The following is a 16018-nucleotide window of genomic DNA, read 5'->3' on the forward strand; positions in this document are numbered from 1 at the left end:
ACGCCGATATTTACACTATAAAGGTATCACTCGGGCTTGTTCAACACTTGGGATAAGGACGCGGCTACGCGCGGCCTATCCTTATTTGTTATATTCATTTACCAATGTGCCGTTTCTTTAGCGATTTTTTCAACCAAGTCAGAATTATCAACTTTGTACTTTGAAAACACTGGCTGTGCCTTAGTTTGAAATTTGTTTTCGTTGACGAACTTAAACTTTTTTTCTTTTCTACAAGCAGATTGAAGTGGTACAACAGATCTACCAAGAAAAATACAATTTCTTTAGATTTGACAGGTGAGACTTGATAGATACTAGTGTTTGGAATTTTTTCAACACGCCCAACATCCATCTTGCAGATTCTTTTCCACTGAGAACTTAGATTCAACATAAACTGCCGATGATCAGAGCTAGGGATATTTTTCGTTTTATATAGCTCAAGAAAAAGGGTATCAAGTACGCTAAAGTCTATTTCTAGCGGTCCACTGAAGCTTTCATTTTTAGCCAAGTCTATTTTTGATTTTTTATACTCAGAGACTACAGCAACTAAGAAAGTCCCCATGATACCAGACAGAAATTCAGCCTCTGTGTAAAAAGCACTCTTCACATTACTTTCTCTTTTTAGATCAAGGTATAAACTAGCTAGAAGTCCACAAAACGAACCAACGAAAGCGCCAACTAATGCTCCAGAAATTGCCCAAAAACCATCGTTTGACAGTTTTTCCATTAATACCTCGATCACCCTACTTACTCCAATGAATATAACAGTATATTAGGCTGAATTCCGAATAAGAACGGTCTTAATAAGAACAGGTTGCCTATACTCTAATCACTCAAGAATAACAGTAAATCAGATTGTTAACAATTGGTTACGGAGTGGGAAGGGCTGGTTCCCTGTTTCTTTGTCTGAGTGAAACAAAGAACCTCAGACATTGCATAAAGTGCAATGTTCACGCAGGAAGAAAAGTCACTAGGCTTCGGCCTATATGATAATTCCGGGGCATTTCCGCGTTAGAAACTAAATCTCTCGGTCGAATGAGTATGCCAATTATCAAGTGTAGATACGGCTGCGGGCTTCGATGACATGGATGTCATCGCAGAGCTTACAGGGATTGTACTTGCAGCGTCTCGCAGCAGTATCTGCACATGCGCCTGCTGCAGGCGATTAATAGCGACTCAGCTACAAGCTCAAACTGGCTACCCCGTAGAAACAAGCATAAAAAAATGTAATCAAGCTTCATTCTGAAGCTAAATAACTTTGGGGCAAAAGTAAGTTACGACACTTACAGATAACACCTATTCCCCATCGAAGTTGCCGAAGTACGTTGAAGAAATAACCGTGATGCCCACACGGATGTGGGCATAGCTTTCGCGGGGCAGGATGCCCCATCGGAAGCGTTAGATTATTTCGAATAAGTACGAGGGTGACAACTTCGTCGGGGCGGCTGGGGTGATGCAAGAGGGGAAAGCTGTTGTTCCCCTCTTGCCCGTGTGTGAGCTGGAAGCTCACGACTTTAGTTGTTAGACGCAGTCTAACGATAAGGTCAAGCGGAGCTTGATTGTTTTAAACCTAGTTTGTTAGACGCAGTCTAACTTAAAAGTCAGGCAAAGCCTGATAGCAAACCAACTACCAGATAATTCCAAAAGCCAAAAACAAAAAAGCAGCCAAATATGACTGCTTTTGATTTCAACTTCGTTAGTTAAGGTTCCGAAGCAGAACCTTAGAACGCAGTGCGTTTATAATTACGATACTCTGCCATCCAGAAGTTATCATCAATCGCATAGTTCAGCTGCTCTGCGGTAACTGGCAAGGCATGGCCTTCTTCAATCGCCATTCGTGCTACGGCAAAGGCAATATGCTTACTGACCTTATGAATGTCTTCAAGCTTAGGTAGCAGTGAACCTTCACCATCAATCGCCAGTGGTGAACACTCGGCTAACGCGCGGCTTGATGCCATTAGCATTGCATCACTCACACGCTTTGCGCCAGAGGCTAATACACCTAGCCCGATGCCTGGGAATATATAGCTGTTATTACACTGGGCGATTTCATAGGTGGTGTCATCGACAATCACTGGTTCAAACGGGCTACCGGTTGCCACAAGTGCTTGGCCTTGCGTCCAATGTAAAATGTCCTTTGGCGTGGCTTCAACGCGGCTGGTTGGGTTCGATAGAGGGAACACAATTGGGCGCTTGCAATGGCTGTGCATGGCTTTGATGATCTCTTCGGTAAATAGCCCCGGTGCGCCTGATACACCAATCAATACCGTTGGTTTAGCGTTGTTAACCACATCAAGTAGCGAGATGTTGTCGCTGAAGTTATCCCAGCTAGCAATATCATCGCAGTTTTGCGCCAGCTTTTGCTGGAAAGGTAACAAGTTCGGCATATTAGCTTGTAGCATGCCCCAGCGATCGACCATAAACACTTGCTTGCGTGCTTGCTCTTCGCTAATGCCTTCAGACACCATTTGCGCCACGATTGCCTCGGCAATACCACAACCGGCCGAGCCTGCCCCTAAGAAGGTAATGCGCTGCTCACTGAGTTTGCTCTTAGCCGCTTTACATGCAGCAAGCAGCGAACCTACGGTAACAGCGGCTGTACCTTGAATGTCGTCGTTAAAGCAGCAGTATTGATCTTTATAACGCTCAAGCAGTGGCATGGCATTCTTCTGCGCGAAATCTTCAAACTGAATTAACGCATCTGGCCAGCGGCGACTTACGGCCTGCATAAAGGCTTCAACAAACTCAGTGTATTCTTCGCCGCCAATACGTGGGCTACGCATGCCCATGTACATTGGGTCTTCTAGTAGGTGCGGGTTATCGGTGCCGACATCTAAGGTGATTGGTAGCGTGTAAGCGGGACTAATACCGCCACAGCTGGTGTATAACGATAACTTACCAATTGGGATCCCCATGCCGCCAATACCTTGGTCACCTAGACCTAAGATGCGTTCACCGTCGGTGACGACGATAATTTTTACTTTTTGGCGAGTCGAGTTATTGAGAATATCGTCAATACGGTCTTTGTTGGCGTAAGAGATAAACAGACCACGGTTGCGGCGATAATCTTTAGAGAAACGCTCACAGGCCATACCCACGGTTGGGGTATAGATGATAGGCATCATTTCGGTAATGTGGTTTTGTACTAGGCGATAGTACAGAGTCTCGTTGGTATCTTGAATGTTACGCAGGTAGATATGCTTGTCGAGATCATTGCTGAAGTTTTTATATTGGTCGTAAGCGCGTGAGGCTTGCTCTTCAATGGTCTCAATAACGTGTGGCAGTAGGCCTTCAAGATTAAAAAAGATCCTTTCTTCTTCGGTGAATGCACTGCCTTTGTTGATTAAAGGCGCTTCAAGAATGGCCGGACCGGCAAAAGGAAGATAGAGCGGGCGTTTGTTATCGTCCATTGGAAACCTTTAGATAGTTTTTGTTAGTGAGGATGACTGGTGATTCTAGTCACGGAAGACTAACACAAAGTGTGATCTTTGTTAGCGTTTGCGGCGCAATTAAACAAATTTTTTTAGCTAGAGCGAAGAAGAGTTTAGGCTTTAACAAAGCAAAAATACGACGCTTATTGTAGGTCGGGCTTTAGCCCGTCAGTAGTTGTTTATCCTAGCTTAGGTTCATAACAAAAAAGCACCGCCAGTGGCAGTGCTTTTTAATCGCGTAAGCTAACTCGTTCGAGATTGAATTAGTTAGCGTTTTCTGGACGGTGCTTAAGTGATAAGCCCATCAAGAAGTTACGTAATACTTGGTCGCCACATGGCTTGTAGTGCTTGTGACCAGGCTTTCTAAATAGTGCGCCTAGCTCAGACTTGCTCATGTTGAATTCAGCTAATTCTAGCGCTTCAATGATATCGTCTTCACGTAGTTCAAATGCCACTCTTAACTTTTTGAAGATAAGGTTGTTGGTCAATTGAGACAACGGCTCTGGTGCTTCTGCGCCAGGCTTCAGGCCACGCTTGTAGATCACTAAACCGTCTAGAAAACGACACATGTTTTTGTCATTTAGCGGCGCATAACCTTCTTCATGCTCCTTTTTAAGCATGTCGATCATTTGCTCTTGTGTCACTTCGTGCTTAGTTTTAGCAAAAATGCGGATCATCTTTGCATTGCTTAAGTCGAGGATATAGCGAACTTTACGTAAAATATCATTGTTAATCATGAGTTTGATTTTCTTCTAACTATGGGACCGCGCGGCTGCGCGCTCATCGCCGATTATTATAACAGAAGTTGCTATAAAAATAGTTATTACTCTGCTGCTTTTGCCGCCGTATTCGCAGGTGCAAATGCATTTTCAACTGCGCTGACCGAGGCTTGGAGCAGTTTGGCGACAGGGCGGTCTTCAAGTGCAATCAATTTGCTGCGTATACTGCTGCGAATGGCGTCGTGTAATCCAAATACCCGCTCACGGTCGCTTAAGTCCCATGAGGTGTTTTCTAAAATGAGTAAACTGACTTTAGCTTCAGGGTAATACACCGCTAGGCTGACATAGCCCGGCAGGTAACCACTGTGACTGTACTCGACTAATTGTTCGTCGTGGCTAATTTGAGTGCCATAACCATATTCTAATACGCCCCATCTATGTTCACGTGTTGCTTGGGGGGCGGTCATCAATGCCAAACTTTGTTGGCTAATTAATTTGCCATGGTATAGCGCATCTTGAAAACGGCTATAAGCCTCAACCGATGCGGCCATGCCGCCAAATGCGATTAGCGAATTATCAATGCTTATATTGACAGGTGAGAGTTGTGATTGGGGATTACCGTCTGCATCAGCGCTTAAGGTTTCGGTTTGACCTAGGACGAAATGTTGATGGTTTGATGCAATCTTATGGATATCACCGACTTCAGCGTATAACCCATCGAGCTTAAGCTGGTTTACTAGCTCGTCGATGGGTTGTTGGTAAACCACTTCTAGTATGTCGCCAAGTAGCGCATAGCCATAGTTAGAATATTGAAACTGACTGCCGGGCTTAAACAGTGGCGGTTCGCCCATCTTGATCAAACCCGATGTGTGGCTAAGTAATTGCGATACGGTCACACTTGGCGGCACATAAGCGCGAGGTTTATTGCCATCTTTTAGTAAGTAATGACTCACGCTTTTATGTAAATCGATTAAGCCGTCGTCAACGGCTTTTAACACTAGCGTAGCGGTAACTTGTTTGGATAGCGAACCGATTAAAAAGCTCGAGTTATTATCAATATTGTCGCCGGAGATATAGGCAAATACTGGCTGATTATCTTGCTTAATCATGATTACGCCACTAAACGGACGCTCTGCTTGAGTGATGATTGTTGGAAGTTGTTTGGCGATATCGCTGCTGGCAACGCGGTTTGCACTGGCTTTGTTTGCCGCCCATAGACAACAGCCAACTACGACTGAGCCTATAAGTGTTTTTGTTATGAGGTGCATTAGGGTGTAGGTGTCCGTTTACGTTATTTTGTTAGCATCCAATAGATAAAGAGCACGGCGAAACTGACTAGGTAAATTAACCCTAACCATGAAAGCAACCGCATGGCGCTACCATACCTATCTGCAGGCAACAGTGCTGTGCTGATCATCAACTTATAGTTAAGCCAAGCAAATACTACTGTTGTCATAAAGGCCAGAATCATAACAAATTCCAGTAAGGGAAGTAGAGCACCTTTAAAAAACAATATGATAGATAACCCGAAAACGGATAGCACTAGCATAACCAGGCTGAGTCTACGCTCACTATCAGGCTGCTTTGTCAGGAGCTGCCAGCCCATATTGAGGGTGCGGCTATAGCCATCAATAACGGTGACTGTCGTGCTGAAAATACATAAAAATGCCACTGCGCCGATAAGATAGCGGCTATCGCTGCCCATGACTTGGCTATATAGGCTAATTAATTGGGCGGCAAACTTTACCCCCGACGGCGAAAACTGCTCGCCGCTGCCATGCATGACTAAGCTACCTAGGGCGAGAAATACCACAGCGAGGATAGCTGTCATTATGTAGCCAAAGTTAAAGTCGAACAGCGCTTGTTGTTTATTAACGGGTTGTAATTTTTGTTTTTCAATCAGCCACAATGAGTTCCAAGCACTGACTTCAATGGGGGCGGGCATCCAACCCATCATTGCCACTAAAAAGCCAATATGAACCCACTGCCAAGGCGACTGCGGCACAAAATTGGCATGGATTATACTGGGTGCGTTAAAGGCGAGGGCAACCGCAATCAAGGTGGTTACGGTAAGCGCGAGCATTATTACTTTGGTTATTTTATCGAGTAGTGCGTAATGACCAAAGATTAAAATCCCTAGGCTGGAAACCAATACGATTAGCGCTAATACATCGATGGGTAGCGACACAAACTGCGTCAACATGGCAGCAGTGAGCATGGCAACGCCAGCAGTGCTGGCAATGGCTGCAATGGTGTTGAGTGCTGTAAATACCAATAAATAAATGCGTCCCTGTTTTAAGTAACCATGCAATAGGCTTTCACCGGTTGCCGCGGTGTAGCGTGCGCCGGCAGCAAAAAAGGGATACTTAAGTAAGTTTACCGCCAGGATGGCCCAAGCCAGTTGCCAGCCAAACTCTGCGCCAGCGCGAGTTGAGGCGACCAAGTGAGAGGCGCCAATTGCGGCTGCGGCCATTAATAGTCCAGGCCCCATGGCGCTTAAAAAACCGTTTAAATGGCAGTTAGATTTGACTGTGACAGTATTGCTATTACTCATGTTGATTACTTTATATTAGCGATAAAACAAGGGATTAGTTATAGAGACTGTTTGAGCCTATCAGAGTTTTGCTGCAAAAGGTTGGCTATATTGACATCATATTTTTCATCTTTACTGAAATCGGGTTTTGACGCAGTTTGTAACATGCTGGTGGTTTCTATTTGCTCGCCTTAGGCGTAGGTTAGTTTGCAAATTATTCGCTTGGTATTAACCATAAGGAAACACAACATGATTAAGCTATATGGCATTCCCCGTAGTCGCTCGTTACGGGTGTCGTGGACGTTAGAAGAGTTGGGACTTGATTGGCAATATCGGCACATTAACTTTGCTAATGGCGACGCTAACGATCCTGAGTTTTTAGCTGCCAACCCTTGCGCTAAAGTGCCTGCGTTAGTCGATAACGGTGTCGCCATATCTGAGTCGGCGGCAATCGTTTTATATTTGGCAGAAAAATATGGCGAAGGTCAGTTACTGCCTAAGGCGGGCACGGCTGAGTCTGCACTGCACCATAAATGGATAAGTTTTATTATTAGTGAGTTAGAACAGCCGCTTTGGACTATGGGCAAGCATAAGTTTGCTTTGCCTGAGGCGCAGCGCTTGCCAGCAATATTGCCAGTGGCTAAATGGGAGTTTGATAAAGCTGCTGCAATAGCGGAGAAATGGTTACCTGAGAGTGAATTTTTACTGGGCGAGCAGTTTACCGTTGCTGATATTTTATTGGGGCATACTTTGCTGTGGGCGACTCGTTTTGAGCAAGATATTCCGCCAAAATTAACCGCGTACAGCGATAGAATTACCCAGCGCCCTGCGATGGCAAAAGGCTTGGCGAAAGAAGAGGGCAAGGCTGAATAAGCTTTATTTAAACTGCGGCAATGAAAAAGCATCCACTATTTTTAAACAGAAAGTTTAAATAGATGGATGCTTTTTTGTATCAAACCAAAAGGGAGATAATAGACAATTACAGCTGAGTTTTAGCCCATTTGGCACGGTTTTCACGGCTTTCTTTTAGGCCATCTTTTTCGCGGTAAGCTTTGTATGATTCAAAGTTTAATGGTACCAGTACCACATCAACTTCTAGCATTAGCTTGCACTCTTTCTTAATGCGGTAGGCTGACACGTTATATAGCTCAGCTAATGGTAGCGTACCTAAGAACTCTGGGTTGTACTGAGCGTACAAGGCTTGAGTTGGGTATACCACAAAGCTCAATGTGCGCTTTGGTTCAGACTTGAATAGTTCTTCGATACCATCACAAGTGTTAAGCACTTGCATCTCAATCGCTTCATCAATCTCAAGCAGTTTTTTCTGTACTGGCATGTGCGCTGGCTTTTCGCCTGCTTCCCAAGCGATAACATCAGCTTCGGTCACTTTACCCATCTCGGCAACTTGTGCTGTGGTTAACGCCAATGAGTGACGAAGATATTGCATTTCAATGGCGTTCAAACCAAGTTCTTTAGACATGTTGTTTCCTTAGTAAATTTGTCGTGATGGCGTGTGCTTATAATTAGCTACGCATCCACACTTCTTCAGCCCAATCCCAGAAAGATTCCCATGTTTCTTCTTCGTCAATTTCGCCATCTTGCCACAACTGAATTTCACCTTCTTGGCTAATAAAGAAGAAGTTATCGCCTTGCTGGCAAATAGGCACAAACTCACGCGGTAAGCCAATTGACCAAGCATATGCTGCCACTTCTGGTAGGTAAGTGTGCGAGTTAGGATCGCTTGCTGTTACTGGCTCTAGGCTGCCACAAATTACATCACTGGCATAAAGTAAGTATTCTTTTAGCTCCATTGGCAGTGGGATAAGTATTTCTTCTTCCACTTCAACAATTTGCTCAAATGTTGCTAGCTCTAACGGTACGGGTACCGTTTCACTCATCTCTTGCAGTTGCTCAATGATATCGTTCATAAGTTTTAGGTGTATCTGGCTATATAGATTATTGGGGCGGAGTATAACCGCAAATCGGGGCAAAGTGCAGGTAACCGAGGCAATTTAATCAACTACTACAAACCGTATGTGAAGTGTTGATTTAAATAAGTAGGCAATACATAGCTGTCACTAAGTTGGGTTGGTTTTAGGCTAAAGCACAAAAAAAGGGCTCATATTAATGAGCCCTTTGTTGGTCGGTTTAGCTTTAGCTGTTAGGCCGCAGCGGCAGTAATGATATTGGCTTGATCGCTACGCTTATATCTAAGCCATGCTTTGTGATACAGCTTGTGTGACTCTTGGCGTAGCTGGGTAATTTTAGCCGTTTCAATGTCGTTTAAACTGCGTTGCTGCTGCATGGCAGAAGCTTGGATCGATTGCACCTGCTCGTACACTTGATGTTCGGCGCCGCTTTTAATTTCGGCAATGTCTGCTAGGTGTAACTGCACTTCTGCGATCATTTGTGATTTAGGCAGCTTAACCAGTAGGTTTAAGTCGCGGTAGCCAGATTCCTTAGGATTAGCGAAGCGGTTTTTAACTTGAATAAGCTGACTGTCGTTTTTAAGAATTTCGAATGCTTGCATCAAGTTGTGAATATCGTCGCTAACAATGCTGGCACGTACGATATCAGTCAGTTGACTTGCGTCGTTATTGAGCTTGTTATGTACCTTGGCCTCGGCCCTTTCACGGCTTTTAATCTCAGCAAGCTTTGATTGTGTTTGTGATTGGCTAGTAATCATCTCAAGCAGTTGTGCAAGTTCTTGTTGGGCATTGTTGGCTTGGCTATAAAGGGTATCGAGATTGGCACTGGTCTGCCTTGGGACTTGGTACTGCACTGACTGAATTGCCGTGAGTCCATCGAGGTTTTTAGAGAAAGCCAGTTTAGCGGCGTAGCTACCGTTATCTTTAGTATTGCTTTGCTCATGATGAATGGGTTGAGCAAAGGCTGAACGGGTCGACAATAACAGTAAAAAGATGAAAAAAGTCCGTAATATCCGGTTCATAGCAGTCCTAGTTTGTGGCTGTAACTGTAATCTAACTTGATATTGCTTAAGCTACGCTGAACGGCAAATGAACATTTATTCATAGTGTGAGCGTAAGCGTCAGAAAACCTACAATAAACAAAAAGCCGTTGATGAAATGAGACATCAACGGCTTTTTAGATTTATTTTTAAAGATCTAGCACGCAGTGCTTAGAGAACAGCTTCCGCTTTGCGAAGAAAAGTAAAAGCTTGACGGGCTAAAGCCCGACCTACAACAAACGCTGCTTTTAACCGGCTTTACCCGTCTTGGCTTTCATCGCCTTTGGCTTTCATCGCCTTTGGCTTTTGTATTTCTTAGAACCTGCTCTTTATAAAATCTGATTACCAGATTTTTACGCGCTTCTCTGGTGTGATATACATAGCATCACCTGGTTTCACATCATAGGTGCTGTAGAACTCTGGCATGTTAGATAGTGCACCAAGAGCACGGAACTGCGCTGGTGAGTGCGGATCGGTTGCTACACGGTTACGCATAGATTCTTCTTTGATTTTTGCACGCCAAATCTGGGTGAAACCAATGAAGAAACGCTGATCGCCTGTTAAGCCGTCAATCACTGGAGCTTCTTTACCGTTAAGCGACTTCTTATAGGCGCGATAAGCAATCGTGACACCAGAAAGGTCACCAATGTTTTCGCCAAGTGTTAGCTCACCGTTTACGTTTAAGTCGTCAAATACTGCGTAGTCGTTGTACTGATCAACAAGTGCCTTACCGCGAGCTGCAAACTCAGTTAAGTCTTGCTCAGTCCACCAGTCTCGCATGTTGCCTTCGCCGTCAAACTTAGCGCCTTGGTCGTCAAAGCCGTGGCCCATTTCATGACCAATAACCGCACCAATACCACCGTAGTTAACGGCGTCATCTGCTTCCATATTAAAGAATGGTGGCTGCAAAATAGCTGCTGGGAACACGATTTCATTCATGGTTGGGTTGTAATAAGCATTAACCGTTTGTGGGGTCATGTGCCATTCCCACTTACGGATTGGGCTGCCTAGCTTTTCAAGCTCTTTCGCATGGCTAAGTTCACTTGCACGTAGGTTGTTACCGTATAAGTCATCCGCTTTAATGGTCAGCTTGCTGTAGTCTTCCCAGCGATCTGGGTAACCAATTTTAGGATCAAACTTAGCGAGCTTGTCTTTGGCTGCTACTTTAGTGCCAGCGCTCATCCACTCTAGTGACTCTATGCTGTCGCCGTAAGCGCCGCGCAGGTTTTCAACAAGCACTTGCATGCGCTCTTTTGCTTCAGGCTTAAAATGGCGCTTAACGTACACTTTACCGACAACTTCACCTAGCAAGCCATTAACCGTTGATACGCCGCGCTTCCAACGTGGCTGTTGCTCTTGCTGACCATTTAGGGTCTTAGAGAAGAATTCAAAGTTTTCGTTATCGATCTCTTCACTTAGGCTGCTGGCAGCATGGGTGAGTACTTGCCATTGCATGTAGTTCTTCCAAGTATCAAGGTCGGTGTCTTTAATGATCTCGTTTAGGCCTTGAATGTAACTTGGTTGATTAATGATGATATCGCCTTGCTTGTCGGCGCCTAGAGTGGCTAGGTAACCGTCCCAGTTAATGTCTGGTGCCAGCGTTGACAGGTCGTTAACTTGATACTTATTGTAAGTCTTAGTGCTGTCACGGGTTTCAACTACGTCCCAGTGCTTTTTAGCGATTTCTGTTTCCAGTGCCAAAATCGCTGCTGCGCTAGCTTTTGGATTGGCTAGACCCGCTAAGATGTACATCTTTTCGATGTGCTCAACAAACGCTTTACGGATATTAACGAAACGCTCATCTTGATTAAAATAGTAATCTTTCTCTGGCAGGCTAAGACCATATTGCCAAATATGAGTGGCATAACGGCTTGAATCTTTAGCATCAACATTGATATAAAATGCCATTGGTGTGCCGCCGCCGATAATTTGGCTGCGGGCAAAGTAGGTAACTAGGTCATCTTTTGACTTAATCGCATTAACTTTTTCCAGTTCGCTAGCAATTGGCGTGACACCTAGCTTGTTTAGAGTCTCAACATCCATAAATGAGTTGTAGAGATCTGCCACTTTTTGCTCGTCACTACCGGCTTTTAGGTTTGGCGTAGCGGCCACTTCTTCGATAATCACTTTAACGTCGTCACGTGATTTTTCACGTAAGTCATAAAACGCACCAGAACTAGTGCGGTCGCTTGGAATAACCGTATCTTTTACCCAAGTACCGTTAACGTAAGAGTAGAAGTCATCTTGTGGGCGCACTGATTTGTCGAAGTTGGCAAAGTCGATGCCTGATGCGAGCGCTTTTTCAACGGCAACAGCGGCTTCTGTTTTGCTGGTCTCTGGTGTGTTTACTTCAGTAGGCTCGCTATTACATGCTGTGAGGCCAACGATAAGGGAAGCGCATAAGCCCCCAACGAGTACTTTTTTCATGTTTCTTCCTTAATCTGTATCGTCAATTTCTTGTTATTGTAAAAACCGAGTATCGATTTTTATGATGTATTGATGCTTTATAGACGCGGCATTAATTACATTGCGTTACGCATGTTAATAGGTTTGTGCGGAGGTGAACAAGCGTGAGAGGCCAACTTGGGTGTTTAATTGGCCATACATGTGTAAGAAAAGATTTCCTTAACTAAAAAGTAAGCAATTTTTAGTTAAAAGTGACATCGGTTATAGCGTTTTTATCACTTTGGCAGGATTGCCTGCTACCACTTGCTTAGCGGCGACATCTTTAGTGACCACAGAACCCGCTCCTATCACCGCTTCGTCGCCAATGGTAACGCCGGGTAAAATGATGGCGCCACCGCCTATCCAAGCGCGGTTACCGATTGTCACGGCTTTGGCGATTTCTATACCTGCGCAGCGTTCAGTAGCATCAAGTGGATGGCTGGCAGTATAGATCTGTACATTTGGCCCAAGCATAGTTTGCGAGCCGATGCTAATCATTGCGTTGTCATGCAAAGTGCAGTTGGCATTAATAAAGGCCTTGTCGCTTAACTTGATATTAATGCCGTAGCTCACGTTAAAAGGCTGCACAATCACCGCGCTTTTAGCTACGTTGGGCAGTAACTCATAATCGATTAGACCATTGATATTCATTTGCTGGTTGCGCACTTGCTGCTGGTGCCAGAATTGATTGAGGGCGGGATCGAGGCATTGATAGGGAGTGCCTGAGAGCATTTTGGCATATTCATCAATTTGCTGCGCCTTGGTCTCTAAGCTGCTCTTTGCGGCGTGTTCTTTGCTAGGTGATTGATTCATATATTATCTCCATAAAAACAGCCTCCAACGATACGCCCGTGATTGCTGCTTGTTCAAGCAAAACTTTGCCCTTTGGCGGCGCTGGCCTCATAATGTCGGCCATTATGGTTATATCAGCTGAGTTTCTACTGTGCGTTTAGATAAATTTATTTGTGAATCGACTTCACACTCTCGTGTTTCTGCTAAAAAAGCTCTACATCGTGGCGACGTTACTTGTAATGGTGAGGTGGTAAAAAACTCAGGCTTTAAAGTGACCGATGAACATGAGATCCGCCTTGAAGGTGAGCTACTCACTATCATAGGTCCACGTTTTATTATGCTTAACAAACCTGTTGATACGATTTGCTCAACCATAGATGAAGAGTATCAATCTGTTATAAGTCTATTGGATGTTATTCGCCCTGAAGACTTACATATTGCTGGCCGTTTAGATGCAGATACCACAGGTCTTGTGTTAATCACTACCGATGGTCAGTGGTCGCATAAAATCACTTCGCCTAAAAAAGAGTGTGGTAAGCGTTACTTATTAGAAACTGCTGAGCCACTAACAGAAGATTTAGTGCAGCAGTTTAGCGAAGGGGTTCAGCTTAATAACGAAGATGGTTTAACTAAGCCTGCAGTACTGGAGATTTTAGGCTCTAACCAAGCACGTTTAACTATTACCGAAGGTAAGTATCATCAGGTTAAGCGTATGCTTGCTGCAGTGGGTAACAAGGTGACTAAACTGCACCGTGAAAGTGTGGGTGCCATTGAACTTGATGCTGAGCTTGAACTGGGTGAATGGCGCTATTTAACAGCTGCAGAAATCAAGTCAGTTAAGTAAGTATGGTTAGCGTATAGCACATCATGGTTAAAACTGGTGAATGGGCGATTATTAATGCTTAACAGACGCTGAAATCAAGTCAGTTAAGTAAAACGTGATTAGCTTGGTTAAGTCATTAAGCGTAAATACTTGAAGTTTTTATCCGCATATAAATGTGAAAGGGGCCCTTTATTAAGCCCCTTTTTTTGTGCGCGATGGTTACTTTAATAGCTCAATCGTACCGCTAATAGTTGAAGCGCTGAATTCGGCGCTGCCATCACCAGCTTGAAACGTTAAGTATGACTGTGGCGAGTACTTTTCTTTACTGATTTTATCTTTGGTTAGGTTATTTTTGATCTTGCCACCGGGGCCGCCGTTAATATTAAAGTCGACATTGGTATTGCCTAAAAAGCTAATGCTCATATCACCGCTAACGCTGCCAAGCTTAGCTCGGCTAGATAATTCATTAAGCGATAGTTCTAGGTCACCGCTCACTGACTTTACAGTCAAGGAGTCAATACTATTGAGTGCTAAAGTGGCATCTCCGGAAACGGTTTCAACAGACACTTTGCTTGCCTGAGTATCAGCACTAAGCTCACCACTAACCAGTTGATAGTTTAAAACCCCAGAACTTTGTGTATCTCGAATATCCCCTGATACGGTTTGCAATGAAATTTTTCCTGCTAGGCTTCGAGTCGAAATATCACCAGAAACAGTTTGTAGCATGGTTTTGTCACTGAGCTCATTGGCTTTGATATTGCCACTGACTGAGCTAATTTCTATTTTGCCTGTTAATGCATCAATACGGTAATTAGCTGACACGCTCTCAGCTTCGAGTTTGATCTTATTTGGCAGGGTAATCACCAGCTCTGAACCGTCCTTGTTACTACCACTATATTGGCGGGGCAAAGTGTCTTCTATGACGACTTTGTTGCCGTTGACGCTAAAGGTAAAGCCTTCGCTTAGTTCGTCTAATGTGCCTTTTACCGCGATTTCATTTTTATCCCAAGACTTAAAAGTGACATTTCCTCTTTGGACTTTGACTTTCACACTGGGATTCGCTTGAACTGTTTGCTGCTGGTCGATTTTTTCTGCCGCAATAGCGCTTTGGCTAAGTAAGTAGGCAGTGGCGAGTAGCGTTGTGCTCAGTGGTAATTTCATGGTTAAGCTCCTTGAGGTAATGTGGTGACTGGCAATTTTTGGCCCTGTTGAAGTAACTCAAGTTCTCGCTGTTGAGTCCAAAGCCATAGCTGCCAGAGTTCCTTGTCATTGGGGGTTTGTCGCAGTGCTTGGTAGATTTGCTCTGCGGCTTTTCTAAGTTGTTCAATACCTTTTTCAAGTGGTGAAGCTAATGTTGACGCTTGCCAATTAGTTAGCTGCTGACGACTTAATAGATCCACTTGTTGTTGGTGCTGATCCTTAATGTCAGCAAGTGTGGTCAAAAGTGCTGATGGTTCATTCGGTGTTAAAATGTCAGCTTTTTGCTGCCAAATATTGCTAGCAACTAAACCAACTGCTAAGGCGATACTCGCAACTGCAACACGTTTAATTCTCTTAGGTTGCTGACTTTGTTGAACTTCCGCTTTATCCAGCTGCTTCTCAATATCTTGCCAAAGCTCTTTTTGTGGCTGAATTTCTCTAGGAGCCTGATTAATTAGCTGTGACAGTTTAGCGTGTGCATGACTCATTGTGGCCTCCCGCATTGGTTGAATCCTTATCAATTAGTGCTTCGAGTAACTTTTGCGCTCTGTGGTATTGCGCTTTACTTGTTCCAGGGGCTATCCCCATCAATTGCGCGACCTCTTGGTGTTTATAACCTTCTAATGCATGAAGCACGAAAACGATGCGGGCTCGCTCTGGTAGTTTAAGTAACAGCTTATCTAAATTCTCATACTCGTCACTCACACTTTGTATATCAGTCTCGCTGCTAACAAAGCGTGACCAGAATGAGCGGTGTTTTTTCACGCTTGAAAGTGCCTGATTAACACTTAGGCTATGAAGCCAAGTGGTGAACTGACTTTCTCCCCTAAATTGCGGCAGCTTTTGCCAGAGTCTGACAAAGCAATCTTGAGTGGCTTCCTCGGCTAGAGAGGCTTGACCGGTGATCCTTAAGCACAGCGCATATACACGCTGATGGTGCAATTGATATAGCTGCTTAAATGCTTGCTTATCACCGTGTTTGGCTTTGTCTATTAACTCAGGTTCTATGAGCGGTGTCGGCTCAATTACCTGTCTCTGTGCAGTCACTGTCATTTCCTTGTGTGCTGTTTATATTAATAAGACACAGCCAACAGATAAAAAGGTTTAAAT

Annotated in this window: 15 protein-coding genes; 2 read left to right on the forward strand and 13 right to left on the reverse strand. The window is 44.3% G+C overall.

Annotated elements, in window-relative coordinates; translation table 11 throughout:
- Window positions 1–94 precede the first annotated feature (94 nt).
- The 5 genes from L2748_RS19685 to L2748_RS19705 all read right to left on the reverse strand — a co-directional run bounded on the left by L2748_RS19685 (window position 95) and on the right by L2748_RS19705 (window position 6701).
- On the reverse strand, window positions 95–724 hold the full coding sequence (locus L2748_RS19685) for a hypothetical protein (RefSeq protein WP_220782273.1): 630 nt from the start codon (window positions 722–724) through the stop codon (window positions 95–97).
- Window positions 725–1718: 994 nt separating this feature from the next.
- The gene (locus tag L2748_RS19690) at window positions 1719–3407 is read right to left on the reverse strand and encodes an NAD-dependent malic enzyme (RefSeq protein WP_220782272.1); all 1689 of its coding nucleotides are present in this window, start codon (window positions 3405–3407) and stop codon (window positions 1719–1721) included.
- 284 nt (window positions 3408–3691) lie between these two features.
- The gene (locus L2748_RS19695; RefSeq protein ID WP_220782271.1) at window positions 3692–4165 is read right to left on the reverse strand and encodes a YehS family protein; all 474 of its coding nucleotides are present in this window, start codon (window positions 4163–4165) and stop codon (window positions 3692–3694) included.
- Window positions 4166–4251: 86 nt separating this feature from the next.
- Window positions 4252–5415, reverse strand: coding sequence for a serine hydrolase domain-containing protein (locus L2748_RS19700; protein ID WP_220782270.1), 1164 nt, complete (start codon window positions 5413–5415; stop codon window positions 4252–4254).
- A 23-nt stretch (window positions 5416–5438) separates the two neighbouring features.
- The gene (locus L2748_RS19705; RefSeq protein WP_220782269.1) at window positions 5439–6701 is read right to left on the reverse strand and encodes an Nramp family divalent metal transporter; all 1263 of its coding nucleotides are present in this window, start codon (window positions 6699–6701) and stop codon (window positions 5439–5441) included.
- Between the two features lie 228 nt (window positions 6702–6929).
- Between L2748_RS19705 and L2748_RS19710 the strand changes: the two genes are divergently transcribed.
- Window positions 6930–7553 (forward strand): glutathione S-transferase family protein, encoded by a 624-nt coding sequence (locus L2748_RS19710; RefSeq protein WP_220782268.1) that lies wholly within the window; start codon window positions 6930–6932, stop codon window positions 7551–7553.
- 106 nt (window positions 7554–7659) lie between these two features.
- Here L2748_RS19710 and L2748_RS19715 read toward each other — a convergent pair whose 3' ends face one another.
- The 5 genes from L2748_RS19715 to L2748_RS19735 form a co-directional block, all read right to left on the reverse strand.
- Complete coding sequence (locus L2748_RS19715; RefSeq protein WP_220782267.1) at window positions 7660–8160, reverse strand: DUF4447 family protein; 501 nt, start codon at window positions 8158–8160, stop codon at window positions 7660–7662.
- Window positions 8161–8203: 43 nt separating this feature from the next.
- Window positions 8204–8608 carry an SMI1/KNR4 family protein gene (locus L2748_RS19720; protein ID WP_220782266.1) on the reverse strand — a complete coding sequence of 135 codons (405 nt, stop codon included), beginning with the start codon at window positions 8606–8608 and terminating at the stop codon, window positions 8204–8206.
- Window positions 8609–8841: 233 nt separating this feature from the next.
- Window positions 8842–9630, reverse strand: a complete 789-nt coding sequence (locus L2748_RS19725; RefSeq protein WP_220782265.1) for a RelA/SpoT domain-containing protein — start codon at window positions 9628–9630, stop codon at window positions 8842–8844.
- Between the two features lie 360 nt (window positions 9631–9990).
- On the reverse strand, window positions 9991–12075 hold the full coding sequence (locus L2748_RS19730) for a M13 family metallopeptidase (protein WP_220782264.1): 2085 nt from the start codon (window positions 12073–12075) through the stop codon (window positions 9991–9993).
- A 240-nt stretch (window positions 12076–12315) separates the two neighbouring features.
- On the reverse strand, window positions 12316–12843 hold the full coding sequence (locus tag L2748_RS19735) for a sugar O-acetyltransferase (RefSeq protein WP_246616213.1): 528 nt from the start codon (window positions 12841–12843) through the stop codon (window positions 12316–12318).
- A 193-nt stretch (window positions 12844–13036) separates the two neighbouring features.
- Between L2748_RS19735 and rsuA the strand changes: the two genes are divergently transcribed.
- On the forward strand, window positions 13037–13729 hold the full coding sequence (rsuA, locus tag L2748_RS19740; protein WP_220782262.1) for a 16S rRNA pseudouridine(516) synthase RsuA: 693 nt from the start codon (window positions 13037–13039) through the stop codon (window positions 13727–13729).
- Window positions 13730–13927: 198 nt separating this feature from the next.
- Here the strand turns inward: rsuA and L2748_RS19745 are convergent, their stop codons facing one another.
- The 3 genes from L2748_RS19745 to L2748_RS19755 are packed head-to-tail and all read right to left on the reverse strand — an operon-like array spanning window position 13928 to window position 15955.
- Complete coding sequence (locus L2748_RS19745) at window positions 13928–14869, reverse strand: DUF4097 family beta strand repeat-containing protein (RefSeq protein ID WP_220782261.1); 942 nt, start codon at window positions 14867–14869, stop codon at window positions 13928–13930.
- A 2-nt stretch (window positions 14870–14871) separates the two neighbouring features.
- Entirely contained in the window at window positions 14872–15396 is a 525-nt protein-coding gene (locus L2748_RS19750) for a hypothetical protein (protein WP_220782260.1), read from the reverse strand.
- Window positions 15377–15955 (reverse strand): RNA polymerase sigma factor, encoded by a 579-nt coding sequence (locus L2748_RS19755; protein ID WP_373317225.1) that lies wholly within the window; start codon window positions 15953–15955, stop codon window positions 15377–15379. Before L2748_RS19755 ends, L2748_RS19750 begins: the two co-directional genes overlap by 20 nt.
- Between the last annotated feature and the right edge of the window lie 63 nt (window positions 15956–16018).

Origin of the sequence: Shewanella sairae, assembly GCF_023283535.1 — a bacterium.
In the GTDB taxonomy this organism is placed as follows: domain Bacteria; phylum Pseudomonadota; class Gammaproteobacteria; order Enterobacterales; family Shewanellaceae; genus Shewanella; species Shewanella sairae.

Excerpts from the sequence above, each read along its gene's own strand:
- L2748_RS19685 (WP_220782273.1), bottom strand. The coding sequence starts at position 724 with ATGGAAAAACTGTCAAACGATGGTTTTTGGGCAATTTCTGGAGCATTA.
- L2748_RS19690 (WP_220782272.1), bottom strand. The coding sequence starts at position 3,407 with ATGGACGATAACAAACGCCCGCTCTATCTTCCTTTTGCCGGTCCGGCC.
- L2748_RS19695 (WP_220782271.1), bottom strand. The coding sequence starts at position 4,165 with ATGATTAACAATGATATTTTACGTAAAGTTCGCTATATCCTCGACTTA.
- L2748_RS19700 (WP_220782270.1), bottom strand. The coding sequence starts at position 5,415 with ATGCACCTCATAACAAAAACACTTATAGGCTCAGTCGTAGTTGGCTGT.
- L2748_RS19705 (WP_220782269.1), bottom strand. The coding sequence starts at position 6,701 with ATGAGTAATAGCAATACTGTCACAGTCAAATCTAACTGCCATTTAAAC.
- L2748_RS19710 (WP_220782268.1), top strand. The coding sequence starts at position 6,930 with ATGATTAAGCTATATGGCATTCCCCGTAGTCGCTCGTTACGGGTGTCG.
- L2748_RS19715 (WP_220782267.1), bottom strand. The coding sequence starts at position 8,160 with ATGTCTAAAGAACTTGGTTTGAACGCCATTGAAATGCAATATCTTCGT.
- L2748_RS19720 (WP_220782266.1), bottom strand. The coding sequence starts at position 8,608 with ATGAACGATATCATTGAGCAACTGCAAGAGATGAGTGAAACGGTACCC.
- L2748_RS19725 (WP_220782265.1), bottom strand. The coding sequence starts at position 9,630 with ATGAACCGGATATTACGGACTTTTTTCATCTTTTTACTGTTATTGTCG.
- L2748_RS19730 (WP_220782264.1), bottom strand. The coding sequence starts at position 12,075 with ATGAAAAAAGTACTCGTTGGGGGCTTATGCGCTTCCCTTATCGTTGGC.
- L2748_RS19745 (WP_220782261.1), bottom strand. The coding sequence starts at position 14,869 with ATGAAATTACCACTGAGCACAACGCTACTCGCCACTGCCTACTTACTT.
- L2748_RS19750 (WP_220782260.1), bottom strand. The coding sequence starts at position 15,396 with ATGAGTCATGCACACGCTAAACTGTCACAGCTAATTAATCAGGCTCCT.